Source organism: Arthrobacter liuii, from assembly GCF_014639275.1.
In the GTDB taxonomy this organism is placed as follows: Bacteria; Actinomycetota; Actinomycetes; order Actinomycetales; family Micrococcaceae; genus Arthrobacter; species Arthrobacter liuii.
On the sequence record NZ_BMFW01000022.1, the window covers coordinates 1 to 20923 of the forward strand.

At 66.6% G+C, this 20923-nt stretch carries 20 protein-coding genes, 1 tRNA gene, 1 pseudogene and 1 riboswitch; of the genes and pseudogenes, 10 read left to right on the forward strand and 12 right to left on the reverse strand.

All coding sequences use genetic code 11. The features are described from left to right. Positions 1-188: 188 nt before the first annotated feature. The 3 genes from IEW19_RS17055 to IEW19_RS17065 are packed head-to-tail and all read right to left on the reverse strand — an operon-like array spanning position 189 to position 3156. Complete coding sequence (locus IEW19_RS17055; protein ID WP_188572796.1) at positions 189-989, reverse strand: energy-coupling factor transporter transmembrane component T family protein; 801 nt, start codon at positions 987-989, stop codon at positions 189-191. Beyond that, positions 986-2533 (reverse strand): ABC transporter ATP-binding protein, encoded by a 1548-nt coding sequence (locus IEW19_RS17060; RefSeq protein ID WP_188572797.1) that lies wholly within the window; start codon positions 2531-2533, stop codon positions 986-988. The genes IEW19_RS17055 and IEW19_RS17060 overlap by 4 nt, the downstream gene beginning before the upstream one ends. Further along, positions 2533-3156 (reverse strand): ECF transporter S component, encoded by a 624-nt coding sequence (locus tag IEW19_RS17065; protein ID WP_188572798.1) that lies wholly within the window; start codon positions 3154-3156, stop codon positions 2533-2535. Before IEW19_RS17065 ends, IEW19_RS17060 begins: the two co-directional genes overlap by 1 nt. Positions 3157-3223: 67 nt before the next feature. Further along, positions 3224-3364: riboswitch (TPP riboswitch) on the reverse strand. An 84-nt stretch (positions 3365-3448) separates the two neighbouring features. Between IEW19_RS17065 and IEW19_RS17070 the strand changes: the two genes are divergently transcribed. Further along, positions 3449-3637 (forward strand): hypothetical protein, encoded by a 189-nt coding sequence (locus IEW19_RS17070; RefSeq protein ID WP_188572850.1) that lies wholly within the window; start codon positions 3449-3451, stop codon positions 3635-3637. A gap of 103 nt (positions 3638-3740) precedes the next feature. After that, positions 3741-4004: a DUF4235 domain-containing protein gene (locus IEW19_RS17075; protein ID WP_188572799.1), complete on the forward strand. Its 264-nt coding sequence runs from the start codon at positions 3741-3743 to the stop codon at positions 4002-4004. Positions 4005-4013: 9 nt separating this feature from the next. Here IEW19_RS17075 and mnhG read toward each other — a convergent pair whose 3' ends face one another. Genes mnhG through IEW19_RS17105 form a run of 6 tightly spaced genes read right to left on the reverse strand, consistent with a single transcriptional unit; the run spans position 4014 to position 10487 of the window. Further along, the gene (mnhG, locus tag IEW19_RS17080; protein WP_188572800.1) at positions 4014-4424 is read right to left on the reverse strand and encodes a monovalent cation/H(+) antiporter subunit G; all 411 of its coding nucleotides are present in this window, start codon (positions 4422-4424) and stop codon (positions 4014-4016) included. After that, complete coding sequence (locus IEW19_RS17085; RefSeq protein ID WP_188572848.1) at positions 4414-4689, reverse strand: MrpF/PhaF family protein; 276 nt, start codon at positions 4687-4689, stop codon at positions 4414-4416. Before IEW19_RS17085 ends, mnhG begins: the two co-directional genes overlap by 11 nt. Next, complete coding sequence (locus tag IEW19_RS17090; protein WP_188572801.1) at positions 4689-5234, reverse strand: Na+/H+ antiporter subunit E; 546 nt, start codon at positions 5232-5234, stop codon at positions 4689-4691. Before IEW19_RS17090 ends, IEW19_RS17085 begins: the two co-directional genes overlap by 1 nt. After that, positions 5231-6838, reverse strand: coding sequence for a Na+/H+ antiporter subunit D (locus tag IEW19_RS17095; protein ID WP_188572802.1), 1608 nt, complete (start codon positions 6836-6838; stop codon positions 5231-5233). Before IEW19_RS17095 ends, IEW19_RS17090 begins: the two co-directional genes overlap by 4 nt. Further along, positions 6835-7440, reverse strand: coding sequence for a Na(+)/H(+) antiporter subunit C (locus IEW19_RS17100; protein WP_188572803.1), 606 nt, complete (start codon positions 7438-7440; stop codon positions 6835-6837). The genes IEW19_RS17095 and IEW19_RS17100 overlap by 4 nt, the downstream gene beginning before the upstream one ends. Further along, the gene (locus tag IEW19_RS17105) at positions 7437-10487 is read right to left on the reverse strand and encodes a Na+/H+ antiporter subunit A (RefSeq protein ID WP_188572804.1); all 3051 of its coding nucleotides are present in this window, start codon (positions 10485-10487) and stop codon (positions 7437-7439) included. Before IEW19_RS17105 ends, IEW19_RS17100 begins: the two co-directional genes overlap by 4 nt. A 141-nt stretch (positions 10488-10628) precedes the next feature. Here IEW19_RS17105 and IEW19_RS17110 point away from each other — a divergent pair. From IEW19_RS17110 to IEW19_RS17120, 3 genes and pseudogenes are all read left to right on the forward strand, one after another. Then, positions 10629-12086: pseudogene (locus tag IEW19_RS17110) on the forward strand (MFS transporter); the annotation flags it as partial. A gap of 62 nt (positions 12087-12148) precedes the next feature. After that, on the forward strand, positions 12149-12631 hold the full coding sequence (locus tag IEW19_RS17115; protein WP_188572806.1) for a cation:proton antiporter regulatory subunit: 483 nt from the start codon (positions 12149-12151) through the stop codon (positions 12629-12631). A 5-nt stretch (positions 12632-12636) separates the two neighbouring features. After that, on the forward strand, positions 12637-13818 hold the full coding sequence (locus tag IEW19_RS17120) for a cation:proton antiporter (protein WP_188572807.1): 1182 nt from the start codon (positions 12637-12639) through the stop codon (positions 13816-13818). A gap of 49 nt (positions 13819-13867) precedes the next feature. Here the strand turns inward: IEW19_RS17120 and dcd are convergent, their stop codons facing one another. Beyond that, on the reverse strand, positions 13868-14443 hold the full coding sequence (gene dcd / locus IEW19_RS17125; protein ID WP_141161442.1) for a dCTP deaminase: 576 nt from the start codon (positions 14441-14443) through the stop codon (positions 13868-13870). A 142-nt stretch (positions 14444-14585) separates the two neighbouring features. On the opposite strand from dcd, the gene IEW19_RS17130 reads away from it, so the two are divergent. Further along, complete coding sequence (locus IEW19_RS17130) at positions 14586-16298, forward strand: CAP domain-containing protein (protein ID WP_229748543.1); 1713 nt, start codon at positions 14586-14588, stop codon at positions 16296-16298. Between the two features lie 39 nt (positions 16299-16337). Here the strand turns inward: IEW19_RS17130 and IEW19_RS17135 are convergent, their stop codons facing one another. Further along, positions 16338-16799: an SRPBCC family protein gene (locus IEW19_RS17135; RefSeq protein ID WP_188572808.1), complete on the reverse strand. Its 462-nt coding sequence runs from the start codon at positions 16797-16799 to the stop codon at positions 16338-16340. Between the two features lie 239 nt (positions 16800-17038). Between IEW19_RS17135 and IEW19_RS17140 the strand changes: the two genes are divergently transcribed. The 3 genes from IEW19_RS17140 to IEW19_RS17150 all read left to right on the forward strand — a co-directional run bounded on the left by IEW19_RS17140 (position 17039) and on the right by IEW19_RS17150 (position 18496). Further along, positions 17039-17109, forward strand: a tRNA-Gly gene (locus IEW19_RS17140). A gap of 95 nt (positions 17110-17204) precedes the next feature. Beyond that, positions 17205-17345 (forward strand): hypothetical protein, encoded by a 141-nt coding sequence (locus IEW19_RS17145; RefSeq protein WP_188572809.1) that lies wholly within the window; start codon positions 17205-17207, stop codon positions 17343-17345. Then, the gene (locus IEW19_RS17150) at positions 17342-18496 is read left to right on the forward strand and encodes a N(5)-(carboxyethyl)ornithine synthase (RefSeq protein WP_188572810.1); all 1155 of its coding nucleotides are present in this window, start codon (positions 17342-17344) and stop codon (positions 18494-18496) included. The genes IEW19_RS17145 and IEW19_RS17150 overlap by 4 nt, the downstream gene beginning before the upstream one ends. 7 nt (positions 18497-18503) lie before the next feature. Here the strand turns inward: IEW19_RS17150 and IEW19_RS17155 are convergent, their stop codons facing one another. Beyond that, entirely contained in the window at positions 18504-19883 is a 1380-nt protein-coding gene (locus IEW19_RS17155) for an MFS transporter (protein ID WP_188572811.1), read from the reverse strand. Between the two features lie 140 nt (positions 19884-20023). Here IEW19_RS17155 and IEW19_RS17160 point away from each other — a divergent pair, with 140 nt between their 5' ends. Next, positions 20024-20878: a LysR substrate-binding domain-containing protein gene (locus IEW19_RS17160; RefSeq protein ID WP_188572812.1), complete on the forward strand. Its 855-nt coding sequence runs from the start codon at positions 20024-20026 to the stop codon at positions 20876-20878. Positions 20879-20923: the final 45 nt, after the last annotated feature.

The window sequence follows — 20923 nt, forward strand, 5'->3', positions numbered from 1 at the left end:
CAACACCTTCAAACAGTGGCGGGCCCTGGCAACCCGCTACGACAAACTCGCCCTCACCTACCGCGGCGGAGCAGTCCTCCGAGCAATCAGCATCTGGCTGACAGCTTTAGGAGACACGCCCTAGGGGCCCATCGAGTGGTTTTACCCAGTATGTGCGATAGGTAAGCCTACGAAGCTCCCTAACGGGTTCAGCTCCCCAGCCACACCATATTCCAGGTGCCGGCGGTGACCGCTGCAAAAAGGGCAAGCCCGGCCACCAGGACGCCGCCGGACACCACGCCCAGATCCAGCAGGCTGAACGTGGATTCGCGCGCCCAGGTCCGCTTCCCGCCGCCAAAACCCCGCGCTTCCATGGTCACAGCGAGCCGCGACGCGCGGCGTATTGCCTGCACCAACAGCCCGAAACTTTGCCCCAGCGTCGCCTTCACCCGCTGGACCAGGCTGCCGCGCGAGCCCACGCCGCGGGCACGCCGGGCCATGCCGATGATCTGCCATTCCTCGGCCATAAGCCCCACCAGCCGCATCGCGGCAAGGGTTCCCAGGACAAACCGGTGCGGCAGGCGGGCTTTCTGCGCCAGCGCGTCCGCGAGGTCTGTGGGGTCTGTGCAGCTCATGAGGAGCACCGCCGGGAGGGCGATGGCAAAGCCGCGCAGCAGGAAGCCGATGCCCAGCTGGAGGGAACCTTCGCTCATGGTCCAGATGCCGGCGTCGAGCAGGATCTTTCCGCTGCCCGGCGCCAGGATGGAGGTACTCCAGCCACCCACGGCGGCGGCGATGATCAGCGGCCAGCCGCGCTGCCACAACAGGGACAGGGTGAGCCCGGCCAGGGGAAACAGCAGAAGCTCGAAGACCAGGGCCACTGAGGCCGACACCCAGTCGATGGACAGCGCCAGGACGGCCGTGATGAGCAGGACTGCGGCGAACTTGCTCAGGGGGTTGGCGCGGGCCAGGAGGGCCCTGTTGCCGTGCAGGGTGAGTTCCTGCCTCATGGCGCCACCGTTTCCGCCGCCGCCATGCGCAGCTCTGCCCCGCCCAGTGCCTCCGTGAATTCGGCGTCGTGGGTCACGGACACCACGGCCGTGCCGGCGTCCAGGAGTTCGGACAGGAATGAGGCCAGCTCGGCCCAGGTGTTGGCGTCCTGCCCGAATGTGGGCTCGTCCAGGACCAGGACCTGCGGGCTGGCGGCAAGGACGGTGGCCACGGACAGCCGCCGCTTCTCACCGCCCGAGAGCGTGTAGGGGTTGGCGTTCACCAGCTGGGTGAGCCGCAGCCGCTCCAGCAGCTCGTCTACCCGGTCCTCGCCGTGGCCCAGGTGCCGCGGGCCGAACAGCAGCTCGTCAAGGACCTTGCCGGTCACAAACTGGTGCTCCGGTTCCTGGAACACCGTCCCCACGCGCGAAATCAGTTGCTCGGCCTTCCACCTGTACGGATCGATGCCGGCGCCACGGCTGAGGTCCAGGCTGGCGGAGACCTTTCCAGACACCGGTTCCAGCAGCCCGGCGAGGGTCAGCGCGAACGTGGACTTTCCGGCGCCGTTGGGGCCGGTGATGGCCAGCGCCTGCCCGGCCCGGACCTGCGCGGTGAGGCCTTCCTGTACCGGAACCGCCGGCACCTTCCTGAGGCCTTTGCGGCGGCCACGTTCGCGGGAGACGCCCAGTTGTTCGGCGGCCAGCAGGAGGTTGCCTGCGCCGGAAGCCTGGCCGGCGGACCGTTTGCGGGTTTCGGGCACGTACCCTGGCACCCAGACGCCCGCCGCGGCGAGCATCGTCCGTGCCTCACTGAGCACCCGGTCCGGCGGACCGTCCAGGAGCACGGCAGGATCGGCTGCGGAGCCCGGCTGCAGGACCACAATCCGGTCCACCAGGTCCTTCCATACGGACACCCGGTGCTCCACCACCACCAGCGTCGCCCCGGTCTTGTCCAGGCAGCGGCCCACGGCGTCGCGGACCTCCAGCACACCGTCCGGGTCCAGGTTGGCGGTCGGTTCGTCCAGCAGGATCAGCCCCGGACGCATCGCCAGGATGCCCGCCAGCGCCAGGCGCTGCTTCTGCCCGCCGGACAGGGCCGACGTCGGATGGTCCAGCGGGAGGTGGGACAGTCCGACGTCGGCAAGCGCCTCGTGCACGCGCGCCCAGATCGCGTCCCGGGGCACCGCAAGGTTTTCGGCCCCGAAGGCGACGTCGTCCCCCACCCGGGACAGGACCACCTGCGTCTCGGGGTCCTGCTGCATGAGCCCGGCGCGGCCGCGCCGGGCCCGGGGCAGGGCGCCGTCAACCAGCAGCGAACCCGACTCGTCGGCATCGCCGGCCTCGCCGTCGTCGTTGATATCCCCCAGCACGCCTGCGAGCGCATGCAGCAGTGTCGACTTCCCGGCACCCGAGGGGCCGAGCAGGAGCACCCGCTCGCCGGGGCTGATGTCCAGGTCAAGGGCATGGACGGCGGGTGTGGCCCTGCCGGCGTGCCGCCAGCCCCAGCCGCGGGCGGTGACAGCGGCAGGGCGGACCGTCCCGGCGGCGTCCTGGGAGGGCGCCATCAGGAGAAGACTGGCTCCGTGGCAGCCTTGCGGGAGGCGAAGGAACTCAGCACGCCGGTGCGCGCCAGGCCCCGGGTGGCAAGCCAGGACAGGCCGCCGGCCAGGACGGCGCCGGAAATGGTGGTGAGGACGATGTAGGCGAGCTTATCCGCGCCGGAGTAGGCGATGTTCCAGCCCCACGGCGCAAATGAGTCATTCAGGCCGCAGAAGAACCCAGCCGCGGCGCCTGCCAGCAGGGACACGGGCAGGTTGAACTTCCGGTAGACGAAGACGGCGAAGATGATTTCCGCGCCCAGGCCCTGGATGAACCCGGAGAAGAGGACCGAGGCGCCGTACTGGGAGCCCATGAGCAGCTCTCCTGTGGCGGCTACGGTTTCGCAGAACAGGGCGGCTCCGGGCTTGCGGATGATGAGCATTCCGAGAACGCCCGGGAGCATCCAGCCGCCTGCCAGCAGTCCGGTCAGGGGAGGGTAGGCGGCATTCATGGGGGCAGAGAGCGCGGCGGCCCCCTGGTCCCAGGCCCAGAAAATAACGCCGCCCGCGATGGCCACCAGCGCGGCGACAACGATGTCCACGACGCGCCAGGACTTACTGGTGGTCTTCTTGATTGCTGCAGTACTCATTTAATCCTCCTGGGAAACAGGAGGGGAAAGTGGACCCGGCTGCCGGCCCGTTGCCGTGCAGCCGCGACACTTTGAGAACTCGACTCCCTTGCGCCGGTACTAACCGGATCAGGTTCGAGGGTCTGCGGCTGTCCGCACTCTCAGCGCCCACCTGCGGTCCCCGGCTCTTGCCAGGATGCCCGACGGCGGCGCTCCCCTGTCGTTTTTAGTGTTGCTTTTTGTTGGGTAAGGCTTGTTGTTTGCCCATCCGGGCGTGGTCAAGTTTACACCGGACAGGGGTAGATTGAGGGCCATGACCGCCAATCCACCGGATGTGACCGGCTTCGATCCTGATTCCGGCGACGTGCAGCCCGAGGGATCGCTGGAGACGCTGATCGCGCGTATCGAAGCGGAAGTCCGGGAGCTCCACGGGGTTTGCCCCAGCTGCAGGACCATGACCTGGTGGTGGAGGCGCTGCGCGACATCCTGGGGTCTGCGCTGAGGGATTAGGGCCCCGGCAACTGGCAGGCCGCACTTGCCCTGACCGCGCGGGTGTGCGGCTAGGCTGGAGGGAGTACGTTTTCCGACTGCAAGGAGTACTAGGAATGAACCTTCTCATCAAGCTGCTCGGGACCGCCGTGAGCCTCGGCGCAGGCCTGGCCAGCACGAATCTGGTTAACACCATCTGGGAAAAGACCACCGGGCAGAAAGCGCCCACCGGGAAGAACGAGGATGTCCCCACCAGCCTGCGTTCGGCCTTGATCTTCGCACTGGTCTCGGCGTCGGTCAGCGCCACCATCCAGGTCCTGGCCAACCGCGGTACCCAGCGCGCCATCACCCGCTTCGCCAAGACGCAGGACATCGTCTAGCCGCCCGGGCTAGCACTGCCGGCCGTCGTCGCGGTTGTCCTTCAGGGCAGCCTCGGCGGCGGCTTTTTGCACCACGGCCTCCAGCTCGTCCGCGGTCAGCAGCTCCCGGTGCAGGTGTTTGGTGCGGTACCCCGCCCGGCCCACCATGTGTGCGGACACGGGCACGGTTAGCAGCTGGAAGATCCATGCCACCACCAGGACCGGCCACACCCACCACGTCCGCATCTGCAGCCCAATGGCTGCCAGCAGCAGGAACAGGCCCAGGACCTGGGGTTTGGTGGCGGCATGCATGCGGCTCAGCAGGTCCGGGAAGCGGAGCAGGCCGACGGCGGCGCCCAGGGACATGAGCGCCCCCACCACCATGAACACGGCCGAGACAGTGTCGATCCAGGCATCGGGTCCGGAAAAGTCAGGATTCATTGGGCTTCACCCTCCGGTCCGCCACGAAGCGGGCCACCGTCACGGACCCGATAAAGCCGATGATGGAGATTGCCACCACCAGCATCAGGTTGTTCAGGTGCCGGTTCACGGCCATGTCGATGCACAGGGCGCCGCCCAGGATGGCGAGCAGCACATCCGCAGCGAGCACCCGGTCCAGCAGCGACGGACCCCGGGCAATCCGGATGATGGCGCCGGCGGCTGCCAGCGAGAAAATGACGGCTGTGACAGCCAGGACAACGTGCATCACGCGGCGGCCTCCATTAGGACGGCTTTGAGTTCTTCCGGGCTGCCCATGATGCGGATCAGGCCGGCCTCCATGGACCGGACCTCGTTCCGCAGGGCCTCCACGTCCTGCGTGGAGGTGATGTTGAGCGCGTGCAGGTACAGGGTTGAGGTGGAGCGGTCCACCTCAACCACCAGGGACCCCGGGATCAGGGATATCACGTGGCCGGTGGCGGTGACGATGAGGTCCTGGTGGCTGCGCAGCCGTACGGCGACGACGGCATTGGCCACCTTGGGCCCGCGGACCGTGGCCAGGTACAGGACCTGGGCGCTGGCCACCACCACCTTCCACAGGAACGCCAGGGCGAAGGGGCCGGCGTAAAGGATGTTGAAGCGGCCGCTGAGCTCCACCGGCGGAAGGTAGAACAACCGGGCCACGCCTACCGCCAGCAGGGCTCCGAAGAGCAGGTTGCCGGGGCTGAAGTCCTGCCACAGGGCGCCCCAGACAATCACCAGCCAGACCAGGAGTGGCAGCTCCTGGCGAAGGGAAATGCGTTTGCGGCTCATCGCCCACCTCCCATGGCAGTGGTCCCCGGAACGGCGGTGCCGTCGCCCAGCACCGCCTGGATGTACGGTGCCCGGTCAAGCATGTCCCTGGCGGCCCGGTCCGAAAGTCCGAAGAGCGGCCCGGCGAAGACGGTCAGTGCAACACCGAGCACCACCAGGCCGGCGGTGGGTCCCACCATGGTGCGCGGCAGGAGCGTCACAGTGTTGTTGACCTTGGCACCCGGGCCGGAAACCCTCGCCGCGGGAGTGGCAAGAAGCACCGGATCCGGATGTTCCGCGTCGGTGGGCCGGCGCCAGAACGCGCGGTTCCATACCCTGGCGATGGCCAGCAGCGTCAGGAGGCTGGTCACCACCCCTCCGGTCACCAGCGCGTAGGCCAGCGGGGTGCCCAGTTCGATGCCGGCCTGCATAAGTCCCACCTTGCCCAGGAAGCCGGAGAACGGCGGGATGCCGGCCAGGTTCATGCCGGGGATGAAGAACAGCAACGCCAGCATGGGCGACAGTTTGGCCAGGCCGCCCAGCCGGTCCACTGAGGAGCTGCCGCCCCTGCGTTCAATGAGGCCCGTCACCAGGAAGAGGCTGGTCTGGATGGTGATGTGGTGGGCCACGTAGAAGACCGCCGCCGCCAGCCCTGCCACGGAAGACATGGCCAGCCCGAAGACCATGTAGCCGATGTGGCTGACCAGGGTGAACGAGAGGAGTCGCTTGATGTCACTTTGGGCCAGCGCACCCAGGATGCCCACCACCATGGTCAGCAGCGCCACCACCATGAGTGGCGTGTTCAGGGTGTCGCCGGGGAACAGCAGGGTCTCGGTCCGGACCATCGCGTACACGCCCACCTTGGTCAGCAGGCCGGCGAAAACCGCGGTGACCGGGGCCGGCGCGGTGGGGTAGGAGTCCGGGAGCCAGAAGGACAGGGGAAAGACGGCGGCCTTGATGCCGAACGCCACCAGCAGCATCACGTGCAGCAGGGTTTTGGTGCCCTGGTCCAGTTCACCCAGCTTGATGGCCAGGTCCGCCATGTTGACCGTTCCCGTTGCCCCGTACACCATGGCGATCGCGATCAGGAACAGCACCGAGGACACCACGGACACCACCACATAGGTGACGCCGGCACGGATGCGCGGTCCGGTGCCGCCCAGGGTCATCAGCACGTAGCTTGCGGTGAGCAGGATTTCGAAGCCCACGTAGAGGTTGAAGAGGTCGCCGGACAGGAACGCATTGGACACCCCCGCCACCAGGATCAGGTAGGTGGGGTGGAAGATCGAGACCGGGGCGTCCTCATCGCCGTCGGCCATGCCCTGGCCTGTGGCGTACACCAGCACGGCCAGGCTTACCGCGGAGGACACCACCAGCATCGGCGAGGAGAACTGGTCCACCACCATGACGATGCCGAAGGGCGGCAGCCAGCCGCCGATGGTCACCGCGGCGGCTCCGCTGTTCCACGCGGATGCCAGCAGGAGGCATTCGAGCGCCAGGGTGAGTGACAGCAGGCTGATACTCACTGCGCGTTGGGCCCGGGAGTGCCGGATCAGCAGGAAGGTGAGGGCGGCGCCCAGGATGGGAAGTACGACGGCGAGCGGGGCAAAGCTTGCGATGTTCACTTTCCGCCTCCTTCCGGGCTGGGGTCAATGTTGAGTGAGCCGGGCATTTCCTCCGCGGCAGCATGTTCGGCAGGCATTTCCCGGCCACCGGCCACGACGGTGGCCACCGACCGGCCCGCCTCCTGGTCCGCATCCGCGCCCGGGGCCCCACGGTCGGAGACGTCCCGGCCGTCCGAACCGACCATGGTGAGCGGAAACTCGGATGTTTCCACCGGAACTTCGGCGTCATCCTCCGCATCGAAGCTGGGGGTTTCCGCCACCCGCCGGTCCTCCACGTCGTCCTGGATCTCGTCCTGGCGCGCCAGCAGCCACGTGCGGTAGATGATGCCCAGCATGAACGCCGTGACCGCGAAGGAGATCACGATCGAGGTAAGGATCAGGGCCTGCGGCAGCGGATCGTTGTAGTCCTGGGCCGGCGTGTCCTTGGAGAACAGCGGAGCCAGCCCCGCGTAGCCTCCGGTGGCCAGGATCAACAGGTTGGTGGCGTTGGCCAGGAGCATCAGTCCCAGCAGTACCCGGGTGAGGCTGCGTTCCAGGATCAGGTAGATGCCGCAGGCGTACAGGGCTCCCATGACGATCAGCAGGGTCAGGTTGACGCTCATGCGTGGCCCTTTGCGGTGGTCTCGGCAGGAAGCCCGTCCGGTTCCTGTTCTTCCTCGTCCTGGCGCTGCTCCTCCTGGTCCGGTTCCTGCCCGGCGTCCAAGGACCGCTCCTCAAGGTGCTCGTCAATCTCTGCCCCGAGGCTGCGCAGCACGTCAAGCACCAGGCCCACCACCACGATGTACACGCCGATGTCGAAGATGGTGGAGGTGACGAACTTAATGTCGCCAAACACGGGCAGCCACACCTGGATGATGGCGGACTGGAACACTTGGCCGCCCAACAGCAGGGGCACCACGGCGGAGGCGGCGGCCAGGGCCAGGCCGATGCCCAGCAGTGCGCCGGCGCTCAGGGGCGCCGCTTCCCGCAGCTCGAAGCGCCCGCCCGCCAGGTAGCGGATGGTAAGGGCCAGGCCCGCAGTGAGGCCACCGGCGAAACCGCCGCCCGGCAGGTTGTGGCCGGCCAGCAGCAGGTACAGCGAGAAGATGATCATGGAGTGGAAGATCAGGCGGGTCACCACCTCGAAGATGATGGACCGGCGCTCCGGTGCGAGTGTCCGGCCCGCCACGATCCAGGGGTCGCGGGCGGCCGCCGCGAACCTCCGGCTGATGGCCAGGGCAGCGCCGTCCCGGGAACCTGGATCCACGCCGTGGAAGCGTCCCACGGTGCCCGCGGCAACAGACGCGGATGCCTGCAGGCGTTCGCCGCGGCCGCGCACGAAGATCAGGCTGGCAACACCGGTGGCGGCGAGCGCCAGGACGCTGATCTCACCAAACGTGTCCCAGGCGCGGATGTCCACCAGGGTCACGTTGACCACGTTCAGGCCGCCGCCGCCTTCATAGGCAAGCTGCGGAAACTGCAGTGATACGGGAATCGCGGTCCGGGCACCCATGGCGAACATCGCAGCGAACACCATGGTCACGCCGAACCCCGCCCCGATGATCACGCGCACCACCCGGTATTTTCCGCCGGTACGGTCCCGTAGTTCGGGCGGCAGGCTGCGCATGGCCAGGACGAACGCCACCAGGATGATGGTCTCCACCAGCATCTGGGTCAGGGCCAGGTCCGGGGCGCCCTGCAGTGCGAACACCAGCGCGATGCCATACCCGGTCACGGACACCATGAGCACGGCAAGGAAGCGCTTGTTGGCCTTGACGGCGGCCAGGGCGCCAATCACGATGCCCACCCCGGCCACGAGCTGCAGCGGCGAGTTCGGATCCACAAGGTAGATGTCCTGGGGCAGGGCGTTGCCGCCAAGCAGGATGGCAGCTAGCGGCAGGACGAACGCAACACTGAGGATCACTGCAAGGTAGAAGTACAGCGAACCGCGCTGCGTCCGGCCGGTGATCCAGACGGCCGCGTCGTCCAGGGCGCCGATGGTCAGCTGGTAGGCACGGTCGCCGTCCACCCAGCCCGGGACCAGGGACTGCGCGCGGGCCACGGCGTTGCGGCCAAAGTACATCGCCAGGCCCAGCACGAAGGTGACGGCCGTCAGCCCAAGCGCCGGGGTGAAACCGTGCCACAACGCAAGGTGCCCTGCCTGCTCAACTGGCGTGCCGGCGTCGGGCGCCGTGGAAGCGAACAGCGCCGCGTACGGCTGGATCCAGGCATCCACCGGAACCGGCCATAGCCCGTAGGCGACGGTCAGGATGCTGAGGATTGCCGGGGCGGCCAGGAAGGAGGGCCTGACCGCTTTGAAAGGGGTGGCGTCCACGCCGTGCTTGACGGCAAACGCACCCCACATGAAGCGGGCGCTGTAGGCGAAGGTAAGGATCGACCCCACCGCCAGCCCAACCAGCACCACCATGCCCCACGGGCCGGAATGGGGGTCGGCAGCATGGTGAACGAACGCCTCCAGCACCGATTCCTTGGCAACGAACCCGGCCAGCAGGGGAACTCCCGCCATGGACGCGGCGCCGATCCCGGCCACGATGCCCAGCGCCCGGGAGGAGCGGAAAACGCCGGACAGTTTGCGGACGTCCCTGGTGCCGGACTGGTGGTCGATGATGCCCACCACCAGGAAGAGCGTGGCCTTGAACAGGCCGTGGGCCAGCAGCATGGCCAGGCCCGCCAGCGCGGCGTCAGGCGTTCCCAGGCCCACCACCATGGTGAGGAACCCCAGCTGGCTGACGGTGCCGTAGGCGAGGATGAGCTTGATGTCGCTCTGCCGCAGCGCCCGGTAACCGCCCACCAGCATGGTGGCCAGGCCCAGCCCCAGGACCACGGGCTGCCAATACGCCGTGTCCGAGAATCCCGGCGCAAGGCGTGCCACCAGGTAAATGCCGGCCTTCACCATCGCCGCTGCATGCAGGTAGGCGCTGACGGGGGTGGGCGCAGCCATGGCGCCCGGCAGCCAGAAGTGGAACGGGACCAGCGCGGACTTGGTGATGGCGCCCACCAGGATGAGTACGACGGCGGCACTCACCACGCCGCCGGATGTCCCGGCGGCCAGCGCGGAGGCCTGGTCCAGGATGCTGGAGATGCGGTAGGTTCCGGCGGTGGCGCCGAGCATGATCAGGCCCACCAGCATGGCCAGTCCGCCCGCGGTGGTGACCATCAGCGCCTGCAGGGCCGAGCGGCGGGCGGCGAGCCGGGTCCGGGCAAAGCCGATCAACAGGTAGGACAGGACGGTGGTCAGTTCCCAGAAAATGAACAGCAGCAGCAGGTCATCCGCTGCCACCAGGCCGAACATGGCGCCGGCGAAGGCCAGCAGCTGGGCGCCGAAGGCACCGAGGTCCTGGTCCTTCCTTTTGAAGTACCGCGCGCAGTAGACCAGCACCAGGGAGCCGACGCCGAGCACCAGCAGGGACATCACCCAGGCCAGCGCGTCCATCCGGAAGGCGAACTCCAGGTGAAGACTGGGGATCCATTCGATGTCCTCCGTGACCGCGCCGGATCCGGTGTAGATGGGGTTGTGCTGGAACAGCAGCCAGCCGAAGGAAACAGCCGGAACAGCAGCCAGCGCGTAGAACGCGTTGCGGCCCCATAGCCTGAAGAGGAAGGGCGCCAGGACAGCCACCGAAAAGTGCACGGCAAGGACTGTTATCACTGGATTCTCCGCAACGTCAGGAATTCGATTGTCAAAAGTTGGAGCAGGCGGCAAAAAGTAAGGTTCGGGAAGGTTCAGTTTACCAAGACCCCTCCCCCGCCCTTCCGGTTATATGGCGACACACCGGGCGAAAACCCCGGCAACAAGGGCGCGCGGTCCGCAAGGTGTTCGCCACCGGCGGATACGATGCATCGTATGAACAGCGCCAGCGCTCCGGGGGCAATGCAGCCTGCCTCCGAACTCGAAACCGGAACCCGGTCCTCCAGCAAGGGCCGCGTCCTGGCCTGGGCTTCCTGGGACTGGGGCTCCGCGGCCTTCAACGCAGTAATGACCACGTTCGTGTTCACCGTCTACCTGACATCCAACGCCTTCGGCGGCGAGGACAACGCCTCTGCCGTCCTGGGCGCGGCACTGGCCGTTGCAGGGTTCGCCATCGCGCTGCTGGCACCCGTGACCGGCCAGCGATCGGACGCAGGCGGCCGGCGCAAGCTGTGGCTGGGAGTGAACTCGGCCGCCGTCGCCATCCTCACCGCCCTGTGCTTCTTCGTGTTCCCGCACCCGGAATTCCTGCTCCTCGGAGCATCCCTGATCGCGCTGGGCAATGTGTTCTTCGAATTCGCCGGCGTCAACTACAACGCCATGCTGGCCCAGGTCTCCACGCCCCGGAACATCGGCAAGGTCAGCGGCTTCGGCTGGGGCGCCGGCTACTTGGGCGGCATCGTGGCCCTCCTGATCGTCCTGCAGCTGTTCGTCCAGCCTGCTTTTGACTGGTTCGGCGCATCCACGCAGGACAGCCTCAACATCCGGCTGGTGGCCGTTTTCTCCGCCCTGTGGTTCTTCGTCTTCGCCCTCCCCGTCCTGTTCGTCGTCCCTGAGCTGCCCCGCTCCCGCCAAGCGGCACGCCTGGGATTCCTTGCCAGCTATGGGCTGCTGTTGCGGCGGATCAAGGCCATCTACGCCACCAGCCCGCACACCATCTACTTCCTGCTGGCCAGCGCAGTGTTCCGTGACGGCCTCGCCGCCGTCTTCACGTTCGGCGGCATCATCGCTGCCGGCACCTTCGGTTTTGCGCTGTCCCAGGTCATCTTCTTCGCCATCTTCGGCAACGTGGTGGCAGCGATCGGCGCGGTGATCGGCGGCTTCCTGGATGACAAGGTGGGTCCGAAGGCCGTGATCACCGGGTCCCTGGTGGGGCTCCTGGTTGCCGGGACCGCGATCCTGGCCTTGGGCAACGGCAACTATGCCTTCTTCGGCATGGAATGGGCCGGCAGCACCACGTTCTGGGTGTTCGGTCTTTTCCTCTGCCTGTTCGTCGGGCCCGCCCAGTCCTCGTCCCGCGCCTACCTGGCTCGGTTGGCACCGCACGGTGAGTCAGGCGAACTCTTCGGCCTGTATGCCACCACCGGCCGGGCCGTCAGCTTCCTGGCTCCGGCCCTGTTCACGCTCTGCATCACCCTGGCCACCCCGCTCGTGCCAGCCGGCCAGGCACAGCGATGGGGCATCGTGGGCATCATGGTGGTCCTCCTGGCAGGGCTCCTGGTGCTGCTGCCGGTGAAGTCCCCGGAGAAGGCACCGATCGCCGTGGTCCCTGCCGGCTGATACCCCTTCCCGTCCTGTCCAGGGCCCCGCCCAAGTGTTGCCAGGCAGACTAGGCTGGAGTCATGAACGTGGACGAAACGAATCTTCCCGGCCTTGGCCGCCGGAAGGATTTCATGACCGCCTCCGGACGCCGCATCGGCGTGGTGGAGCTGCGGGAAGGACAAACGGAACTCATCGTTTCCACCTGGGACGACCCCGACACCTGCCAGGCTTCCATTCCACTCACCAGCGACGAAGCAGCCACGCTTGGCAATCTCCTGGGCGGCATGCACCTGGCCATGAAGCTCACGGAGGAGCACAAGGACGTCCCGGGCATCGTCACCCGGCAGTTCTCCATCGCGGCGGACTCCCCGTTCCAGAACCAGCCCATGGGCAAGGCGTCCATCCGCACGCGGTGCGGTGTTTCCATCGTGGCCATCATGCGCGAGGGTGAGGTACTGCCTTCGCCGGGGCCCGACGTCGTCCTTCACGCAGGTGACCTGCTGGTGGCGGTGGGCACCCAGGAAGGCCTCGACTCTGCGGCCGATATCCTGCGCCACGGCTAGTTCCCATGGACCCGTTGGCCCAGACCCTCGTTGAACTGGGGGCCGTTGTGTTCTGCCTCGGCCTCCTGGCAAGGCTGGCAGGACGGATCGGCATGTCACCCATCCCGTTCTACCTACTGGGCGGGCTGGCATTCGGCGCCGGCGGCATCATCAAGCTTGAAGGTATGCACGAGTTCGCCCACCTCTCCGGCGAGATCGGCGTGATCCTCCTGCTGCTTATGCTCGGACTGGAATATACGGCTGCCGAGCTCTTTACCGGCCTGCGCCGTTCGTGGCAGGCCGGCATCCTCGACCTCGTCCTGAACTTCCTGCCCGGCGCCGGGCTTGCCCTGCTCCTGGGGTGGGGTGCGGTAGGCGCCATGGTGATGGGCGGCGTCACGTACATTTCCTCGTCAGGCATCGCTGCCAAGGTCATCACGGACCTCGGCCGCCTTGGTAACCGCGAAACCCCCGTGGTGCTGTCCATCCTGGTGTTCGAGGACCTGGCCATGGCCGTCTACCTGCCCATCCTCACGGCCACGCTTGCGGGCGTCGGCTTCCTCGGCGGGCTCACCACGGTGGGGATTGCCCTGGCCGTGGTCACCGTGGTCCTCAAGGTGGCGCTGCGGCACGGGCACCATGTCTCCAAGGCGGTGCACAGCGAGAACTCGGAGGTCTTCCTGCTCAATGTTCTCGGGGCGGCCCTGCTCGTGGCCGGCGCAGCGTCCGCCATGCAGGTGTCGGCGGCCGTGGGGGCCTTCATGCTGGGCATCGCCATCTCAGGTTCGACGGCCCACAACGCCACCCGGATCCTTGAGCCGCTGCGGGACCTGTTTGCGGCCATCTTCTTTGTGGCGTTCGGGCTCAACACGGACCCCGCCTCCATTCCCCCGGTCCTGGGGTGGGCGCTGGTCCTGGCCTTGGCCACGGCAGGTACCAAGATGGTTACCGGGATCTGGGCGGCAAAGCAGGCCGGGATCGCCCGGCCCGGCCGCTTCCGTGCCGGCGCCGCACTGGTGGCCCGCGGCGAATTCTCCATCGTGATCGCGGGCCTGGCGGTTGCCTCAGGCGCCATTCCGCACGATCTTGCGGCGCTGGCCACCGCCTATGTGCTGCTGATGGCGGTGATGGGGCCGCTGGCCGCACGCTACGTGGAGCCGCTGGCCCGGCCGTTCATCCGCCGGCCGGCAGTCGCCCCGCAGCTTTAGGCCGCGGCGGTGTGGCGGGCACCGGCGGCGGGTGCCCGTTTCCGGCGCGCTAAATGCTGGTGCGGTGGAAATTCAGGTGGCTGCGGCTGGCAGTAGGACCGCGCTGGCCCTGGTACCGGTTGCCGTACTCCCCCTGGCCGTAGGGGTACTCCGCGGCGGAGCTTAGCCGGAAGAAGCAGAGCTGGCCGATCTTCATGCCCGGCCACAGTTTGATGGGCAGCGTGGCCATGTTGGACAGTTCGAGGGTCACGTGTCCGGAAAAGCCCGGGTCGATGAAGCCTGCGGTGGAGTGCGTCAGCAGGCCCAGCCGCCCCAGGGACGACTTGCCTTCCAGGCGGGCCGCAATGTCGTCAGGCAGCGTCACTGTTTCGTAGGTGGAACCCAGGACGAACTCCCCCGGGTGCAGGATAAATGCCTCGTCCTGCTCCACTTCCACGAGCCGTGTCAGCTCGGGCTGCTCCTGCGCTGGATCGATGTGCGCGTACTTGTGGTTGTCGAACAACCGGAAGAATTTATCGATCCGGACATCCACGGACGACGGCTGGACCATCGCCGGATCGTACGGTTCCAGCACGATCCGCTGGGAATCAATTTCGGCACGAATGTCGCGGTCAGAGATCAGCACCGTCCCAAATTACCGTATCGGTTATCCACAACTGCACTTACCCGTTGTTGCTGTGGCCTCCTGGGGCTAATGTTGCGAATGAAAGCCGCCGGAATGGTCTCCCGGATGGCGTAACAGAGCTGGGGATGTTGTGAATAAATTAGTGGCACCGTCTTTTGTTGGCGTGCTCTGTGCGTTGGCGCTGGTCTCTTCCTCCGCCACCGCACCTTCCGCGCCCCTGCCGTTGGGACAGGCGGGCGCCGCGAGCATCTCGCTGGCGGCTCCCCTGGTGCGCGACGCCGGAACGTCCAGCAAGGGGGACGGCTCCGCCGGGAGCCTCACCCCCGCAGTGGACCCGGCCATCCGGGTCGCATCGCCCCTGCCGGAGGCCACCGCCGCACCGGCTCCCACGTCCGCGCCTGTGGCGCCCGCTCCCTCAACGGTTGCGGTCGCACCCGCCACGGAACCGCTGTCAGCGCCGGCACCGGCCGTCTCTACAGCCCCGGTTCCCCAGACAGCTTCCATTCCTCCGCTGTGGGCACCCGACCAGGAACTGGCGTCACCGTCCACTACGCGGCTGGCTGCTCCCGAGTCTGCCGCCGCCCTTCCTGCCACTGAAGCCTTGGTCCCGGACAGCAATTCAGCGGCCATCCTTACCGTGTTCACCAAGATCAACGAGTACCGGGTGGCCAACGGCCTGAACAAGGTGAAGTACCACCCCACTGTGGCCGCTTTGGCCCAGGACTGGTCGGATAACATCGCCACGCGCGAGGTGATCGAGCACAGGGCGAGTTTCTGGACAGATCCCCGCGCCTTGAGTCCCAATAATGGCGCCGGCGAGGTCATTGCCATCCGCACCGACCGCGACGCCGCCCAGCTTGTGGAGTGGTGGAAGGGATCGCCCGGCCACAATGCCATGCTCCTCGATCCGCGCTTCAACGTGATGGGCGCCGGCATCTCCTACACCAACTCCACCTACCAGATCTGGGGCGTGGTGGACTTCTTCGGTTACACCACGCTGCCGGCGGGCACTCTCGACTCCCCGGGCGGCGCGGGATCCGGCGGTGCCTTCCCGCCACCGCCGCCAAGTCTGTGCGATGCACCTGTCAGGCACATGCCACCCACCCTTAACCTTTCCGCAGCAGCGATCACGGGGCCGGCCGACCTCGTTTCCGTCGACGCAGCCGGCCAACTGCTGAACCGGGCGTCCACCGGGCCCCGCACCTATGCAGCGGCCAAGGTCATCGGCTCGGGCTTCGGCGGAGCCAAGGAAGTCTTTGTCACCGACTGGGACCGCGACGGCACCTATGACGTCCTGACCCAATGGACCACCGGCAATCTCACTCTGCAACGGGGCATCTCCAGCGGCGGCTTCGAGGCCCCCATCACCCTCGGCGCGGGCGGCTGGGACACCCTGACCCTGGCAGTAGGCGGCTGGTGTGCCAACAACCGGATGCCCCAGATCCTGGCCCTCGACGGGGCTGGGAACCTGTTCCTCTACGGCAACAAGGGGACCGGCGACATCGCGGAGCGGGTCACCGTAGCCACCGGCGTTTACGCCTCCCGGCTGTCCATGGTGGACTACGACAGCGACGGCTTCCAGGACATCCTGGGACTGAAGACGGACGGCAGCGTACTGCTCTACCGCGGGTGGGGAACCACCGCCCTCCGCGCAGAGGCGCGGCCCACCATCGCAACCGGATGGACCGACGTCACGGGAATCCGGCCACTGCGCAATGTGACCGGGCTGAACTCCACGGGCGTGGCGCTCCGCCGGGCCAATGACGTCGTGCAGTACTGGGACCTGAGCGCCGGAAGCCTGGCATCGCCGTCGAACATCCCCGGCCCCTGGACCGGGCAGCGGCTGGCCCAGTAAGGCAAGGGCCGGGCCGGCGGCTTGAGACGGCCAGCGGCGTCAGACGGCCGGCTGGAGCTCCAGCACGTGCTTCAGCTTGTCCAACTGGGCAACGTCGGAGCTGACACGGCGCTGCAGCATCCCGTCCAGGAAGGAAAAGCTGCTGAGGAACCCGAACCGTCCCTCGCGCTTCGCTTCCATGGCGAACCGTACGCGCGTTCCGGCGTCTTCGGTGCTGAGGTAGTAACCGCCCCAGCGGGTTGCGGGCCCGGAGACGATGTGGAATTGGATTTCAGCGCCGGGCCGCACGTTGGTGATCTCCAGGTCCGCGGGGATGCTCAGCCCGGAGCGTCCAGCAACCATTTTGCGGTACACGGCACCTTTGGCTTCGGCCGGCCCCTGCACGAGCTTCACGCTGCGCACATCGTTCCGCCACGACGGAAGATTGGTTGCGTCAAGGAGGTATTGGTACACGCCCACGGCGTCGCGCTCTATGAGGACCTCGTGCTCTGCGATTGCCATGAAGAAATTTCCTGTGGTTGACGTCGGCTTCCGCAATAGCTGCCTCCCCCACGCGGCGGCTACCCGCATCAGGTTAGCCAGCGCCCAACGCCCAAACCTAGACGGCACCACGGACGTTATTGAAGAGTTACTGGATGACGTCCCGTGTTGCAGGACACGGAACCACCGCTCGCCAAGGTTGGCGGGGAGCCCGCAGATCTGCGCTAAGCTAAGTTCTGCCCCGCGCGAGTGGCGGCGACGCGGCTGTAGCTCAATGGTAGAGCGCTAGCTTCCCAAGCTTGATACGCGGGTTCGATTCCCGTCAGCCGCTCTCTCGCCCCGGCTGCCACCGCCCACGGGTCCGTTTGGTGGCAGGGTGTAGCGTCGGTAGTGAGGAGCCTATTCGGCTCCGCTACAGGAGCAATCATGGCTGACAAGTCCCCGCGTCAAACGGCATCAAAAAAGTCCGGTAAGTCCATCAAGGAAAAGCGCGCAGACAAAAAAGCCGCTGGAGCGCCCGCATCCTCCCTGGACACCTCATCCACCAAGGCCACCAAAAAGAAGTGAGTGGGCAAGAGCCGCACCTTACCCTTGGCGTGCTGGCATCGACCCGAAAACCGGACGAGCGCCGCCTGCCTATCCACCCGATGCATTTCCCGCGTATCGCACCCGAACTCCGGCGCAGCATCATCGTCGAACAGGGCTACGGCGAACGCTTCGGCGTCTCAGATGACCACCTGCGTACCCTGGTGGGAAAAATCGCGGCCAAGGAAGACCTGTTGGCGGAGGCCGACGTGGTACTCCTCCCCAAACCGCAACCCGAAGACATGGCAGAACTGCGCGACGGGCAGGTTCTGTGGGGCTGGCCGCATTGTGTCCAGGACAGGGCCATCACCCAGCTGGCCATTGACAAAAGGCTCACCCTCATCGCGTTTGAGGCGATGAACCACTGGGCCTCGGACGGCGGTTTCGGCCTGCACGTGTTCCACAAGAACAACGAGCTGGCCGGGTACTGCTCCGTCCTGCACGCCCTCGCCCTGACTGGCTCCACCGGTGACTACGGGCGCCGGCTGAGCGCTGTCGTGATTGGTTTCGGCGCCACCGCCCGCGGCGCGGTCACGGCTCTGAATGCACACGGCATCCATGACGTCCAGGTGCTGACCAACCGCGGAGTGGCCGCAGTGGGCGCACCGATCCACTCGGTCAATATCGTCCAGTTCGACCATGACCAGAAAGCCCCGTTCCTGAGCCAGGTCATCACGGAACGTGGCCGGGTTCCGCTGGCGCCCTTCCTGGCCGAAAGCGACATCGTGGTCAACTGCACCCTGCAGGACCCGAACCACCCTTTGACCTATCTGCGCGAGGAGGACCTGGGCGCCTTCAACCCGGGCAGCCTCATTGTCGATGTGTCGTGCGATGAGGGCATGGGTTTCAGCTGGGCCCGCTCCACCACCTTCACCGATCCCATCTTTACGCTGGGCGACCACATCAACTACTACGCGGTGGACCATAGCCCGTCCTACCTTTGGAATTCCGCGACCTGGGAGATCAGCCAGGCACTCCTGCCGTTCCTGGAAACGGTCATGGCCGGAACTTCGGCGTGGGGCGAAAACGACACCATAGCGCGGGCCATCGAGATCCGCGACGGCGTGATCCGGAACGAAGCCGTACTCGAGTTTCAGGGCCGCAACCCGCGATACCCGCATCAGGAGCAGTAACGGCGCCTTACGCAGCCACCCGCCGGGCGATCCGCACTGGATGCCGCCGGTCCCGCCAGTCCACCGTGAGCTGGAGCGATCCCTTCCGCGCCAGGATCGCTGCCACGGTCATGGCCGCGAGCGACGGAACGCCGCCGGACACCAGCAGCGCAACGTGCGGATCGGCATGTTCGGCGATCCAGCCGAGCATGGGCCCGCCCAGCGCCTGGCCCCCAATCAGCACCATGATGTACAGGCTCATTACGCGGCCGCGAATGCCCATGTTGGAACTGACCTGCACCAACTGGTTGGACCCGGTGAGGAACATGAGGCACCAGAACCCGGAGAGCACCATCACCACCCCGAACCACACCATTGACGGGGCAAGCGCGGCCAGGCAGAGCATCAGGCCGTACATTCCGGCGCAGAACACCACTGACCGCAGGCGGAGTTGACGACGGCGGGTGGAAGCTATGGCGCCGGACAGCGCACCGAGTGCCACCAGGGCATTCAGGACCCCGTAGCCCCCGGCGCCCACCTTGAAGACATGGTCCGCGAAGGCGGCGAGCACCACGGGCAGGCTCATGGCGAATACCGAGATGAAGCCGGCCATCAGCCACGGCCAGTAGATGGTGGGCTTGCTCAAGGCGTAGCGCAGCCCCTCCCGGAGCATGCCCTTGCTCTTGGGCGTGGGGGCGTTGACGTGCAGCTGGTCCTTGCGCAGGACCAGGAGCATCACCACCGTGGAGCAGCAGGCCACTGCGTTGGCCGCGAAGGCCCAGCCCGCCCCCACCGCGGTCAGGAGCAGGCCCGCAATGGCGGGACCGATCAGGCCGCCCAGCTGGAACGTCGTCGAGTTCACGCTGATCGCGTTCCGTAAATACGTGGGGCCAACGAGTTCATTGACGAACACCTGGCGTGCGGGCTGGTCGAGGACAGTCACCAGGCCAAGGACCAGGGCGATTGCATAGACGTGCCACACCATGATGACGCCGGTGAGGGCAAGGGTGGCGAGCGATGCAGCCAGGATGGCAGCCATGCTCTGGCACAGGATAAGGATCTTCCGCTTGGCGAACCGGTCCGCGATCATGCCGCCCCACGGACCCAGCAACAGGGACGGCAGGAACTGCAGCGCCACGGTGAACCCCACGGCCGTCACCGATCCCGAGAGCTGCAGCACCAGCCAGTCCTGGGCGATGCGCTGCATCCAGATGGCAATGACGGCGATGAAGTGGCCAGCGGCGAAGATCCGGAAGTTGGGCACCGTCAGCGAGATGAAGGTGTGCCGCCAAGGGAGCCGGTCAGCGACGACGGCGAGCGGCTGGGTCTGGTTGTCCGGCGGCGCTGAGCCCGCCGCGTCGATGACTGGTTGGGAGACGGAGGCCGACGAAGGCGGTGGGGGTGCCACAGGAGTGTCCTCAAAATTGCGGGCGGTCTGGGATGCCCTTAACGCTAGGCTGGCGAAGGGAATTATGGAGGGGTATGGTCCCTATAACTCGTATTGTGAAACGCAATAGGTTGGCTGCCCAGGAGACACCGGAGTCCACAATGTTTGAACCAGCACAGTTGCGCTCCTTCCTCGCGGTGGCGGACACCCTCAGTTTCACGCGGGCGGCCGAGCGTCTGGGGCTGGCCCAGCCCACCATCAGCCAGCACATCCGCAAACTCGAAGCTGCCGCCAAGCGCAGCCTCATCACCCGGGACACCCGCGACGTCCGGCTCACCGACAACGGCGACGCCATGGCAGGATTCGCCCGGAACATCCTGTCCGCCCACGACGCCGCAGCACGATATTTCTCCGGCTCAGCCATGCGCGGACGGCTGAGGTTCGGCACCGCTGACGATCTGGCCATCACGGGGCTGCCACGGATCCTGCGTGAGTTCCGTCAGATCTACCCGCAGATCAACCTGGAGCTGACGGTCGGCCAAAGCGACCAGCTGTACCGCAAGCTCAACGCCGGCCAGCTGGACCTGGTCTTCGTGAAGTGGGTGGCCGGAGCCAAGGACGGCACCGTGGTCCAGCATGATTCGTTCTCCTGGGTGGGCCTGGAGCAGACGGCACTGGAGCACGGGACGCCTGTACCACTGATTGCCTACCCGGCCCCAAGCCTCAGCCGGAAACTGGCCATCGATGCGCTGGAAGCCCACGGCAGGACTTGGCGGATCACCTGCACCACCCGCCAGATCAGCGGGGTGCTCGCGGCGGTCCGGGCAGGCATCGGCGTGGCCGTCATGCCGACGTCGCTGGTACCTGAAGACCTGAAGATCATCACCCGGCGCTTCGACCTTCCCGCAGTGGGGGATGTGGACTTCACGCTGATCCGCAACCCGCTGGCGAATGCTGAGGTGATCGATGCCCTCACCCAGTCGATTGTTGGCAGGACCATTAACCGCCAAACCTAACTCTCCGGCAGGCTAATTTCCAGCATTTAGGGGAGTTAGGGGGTC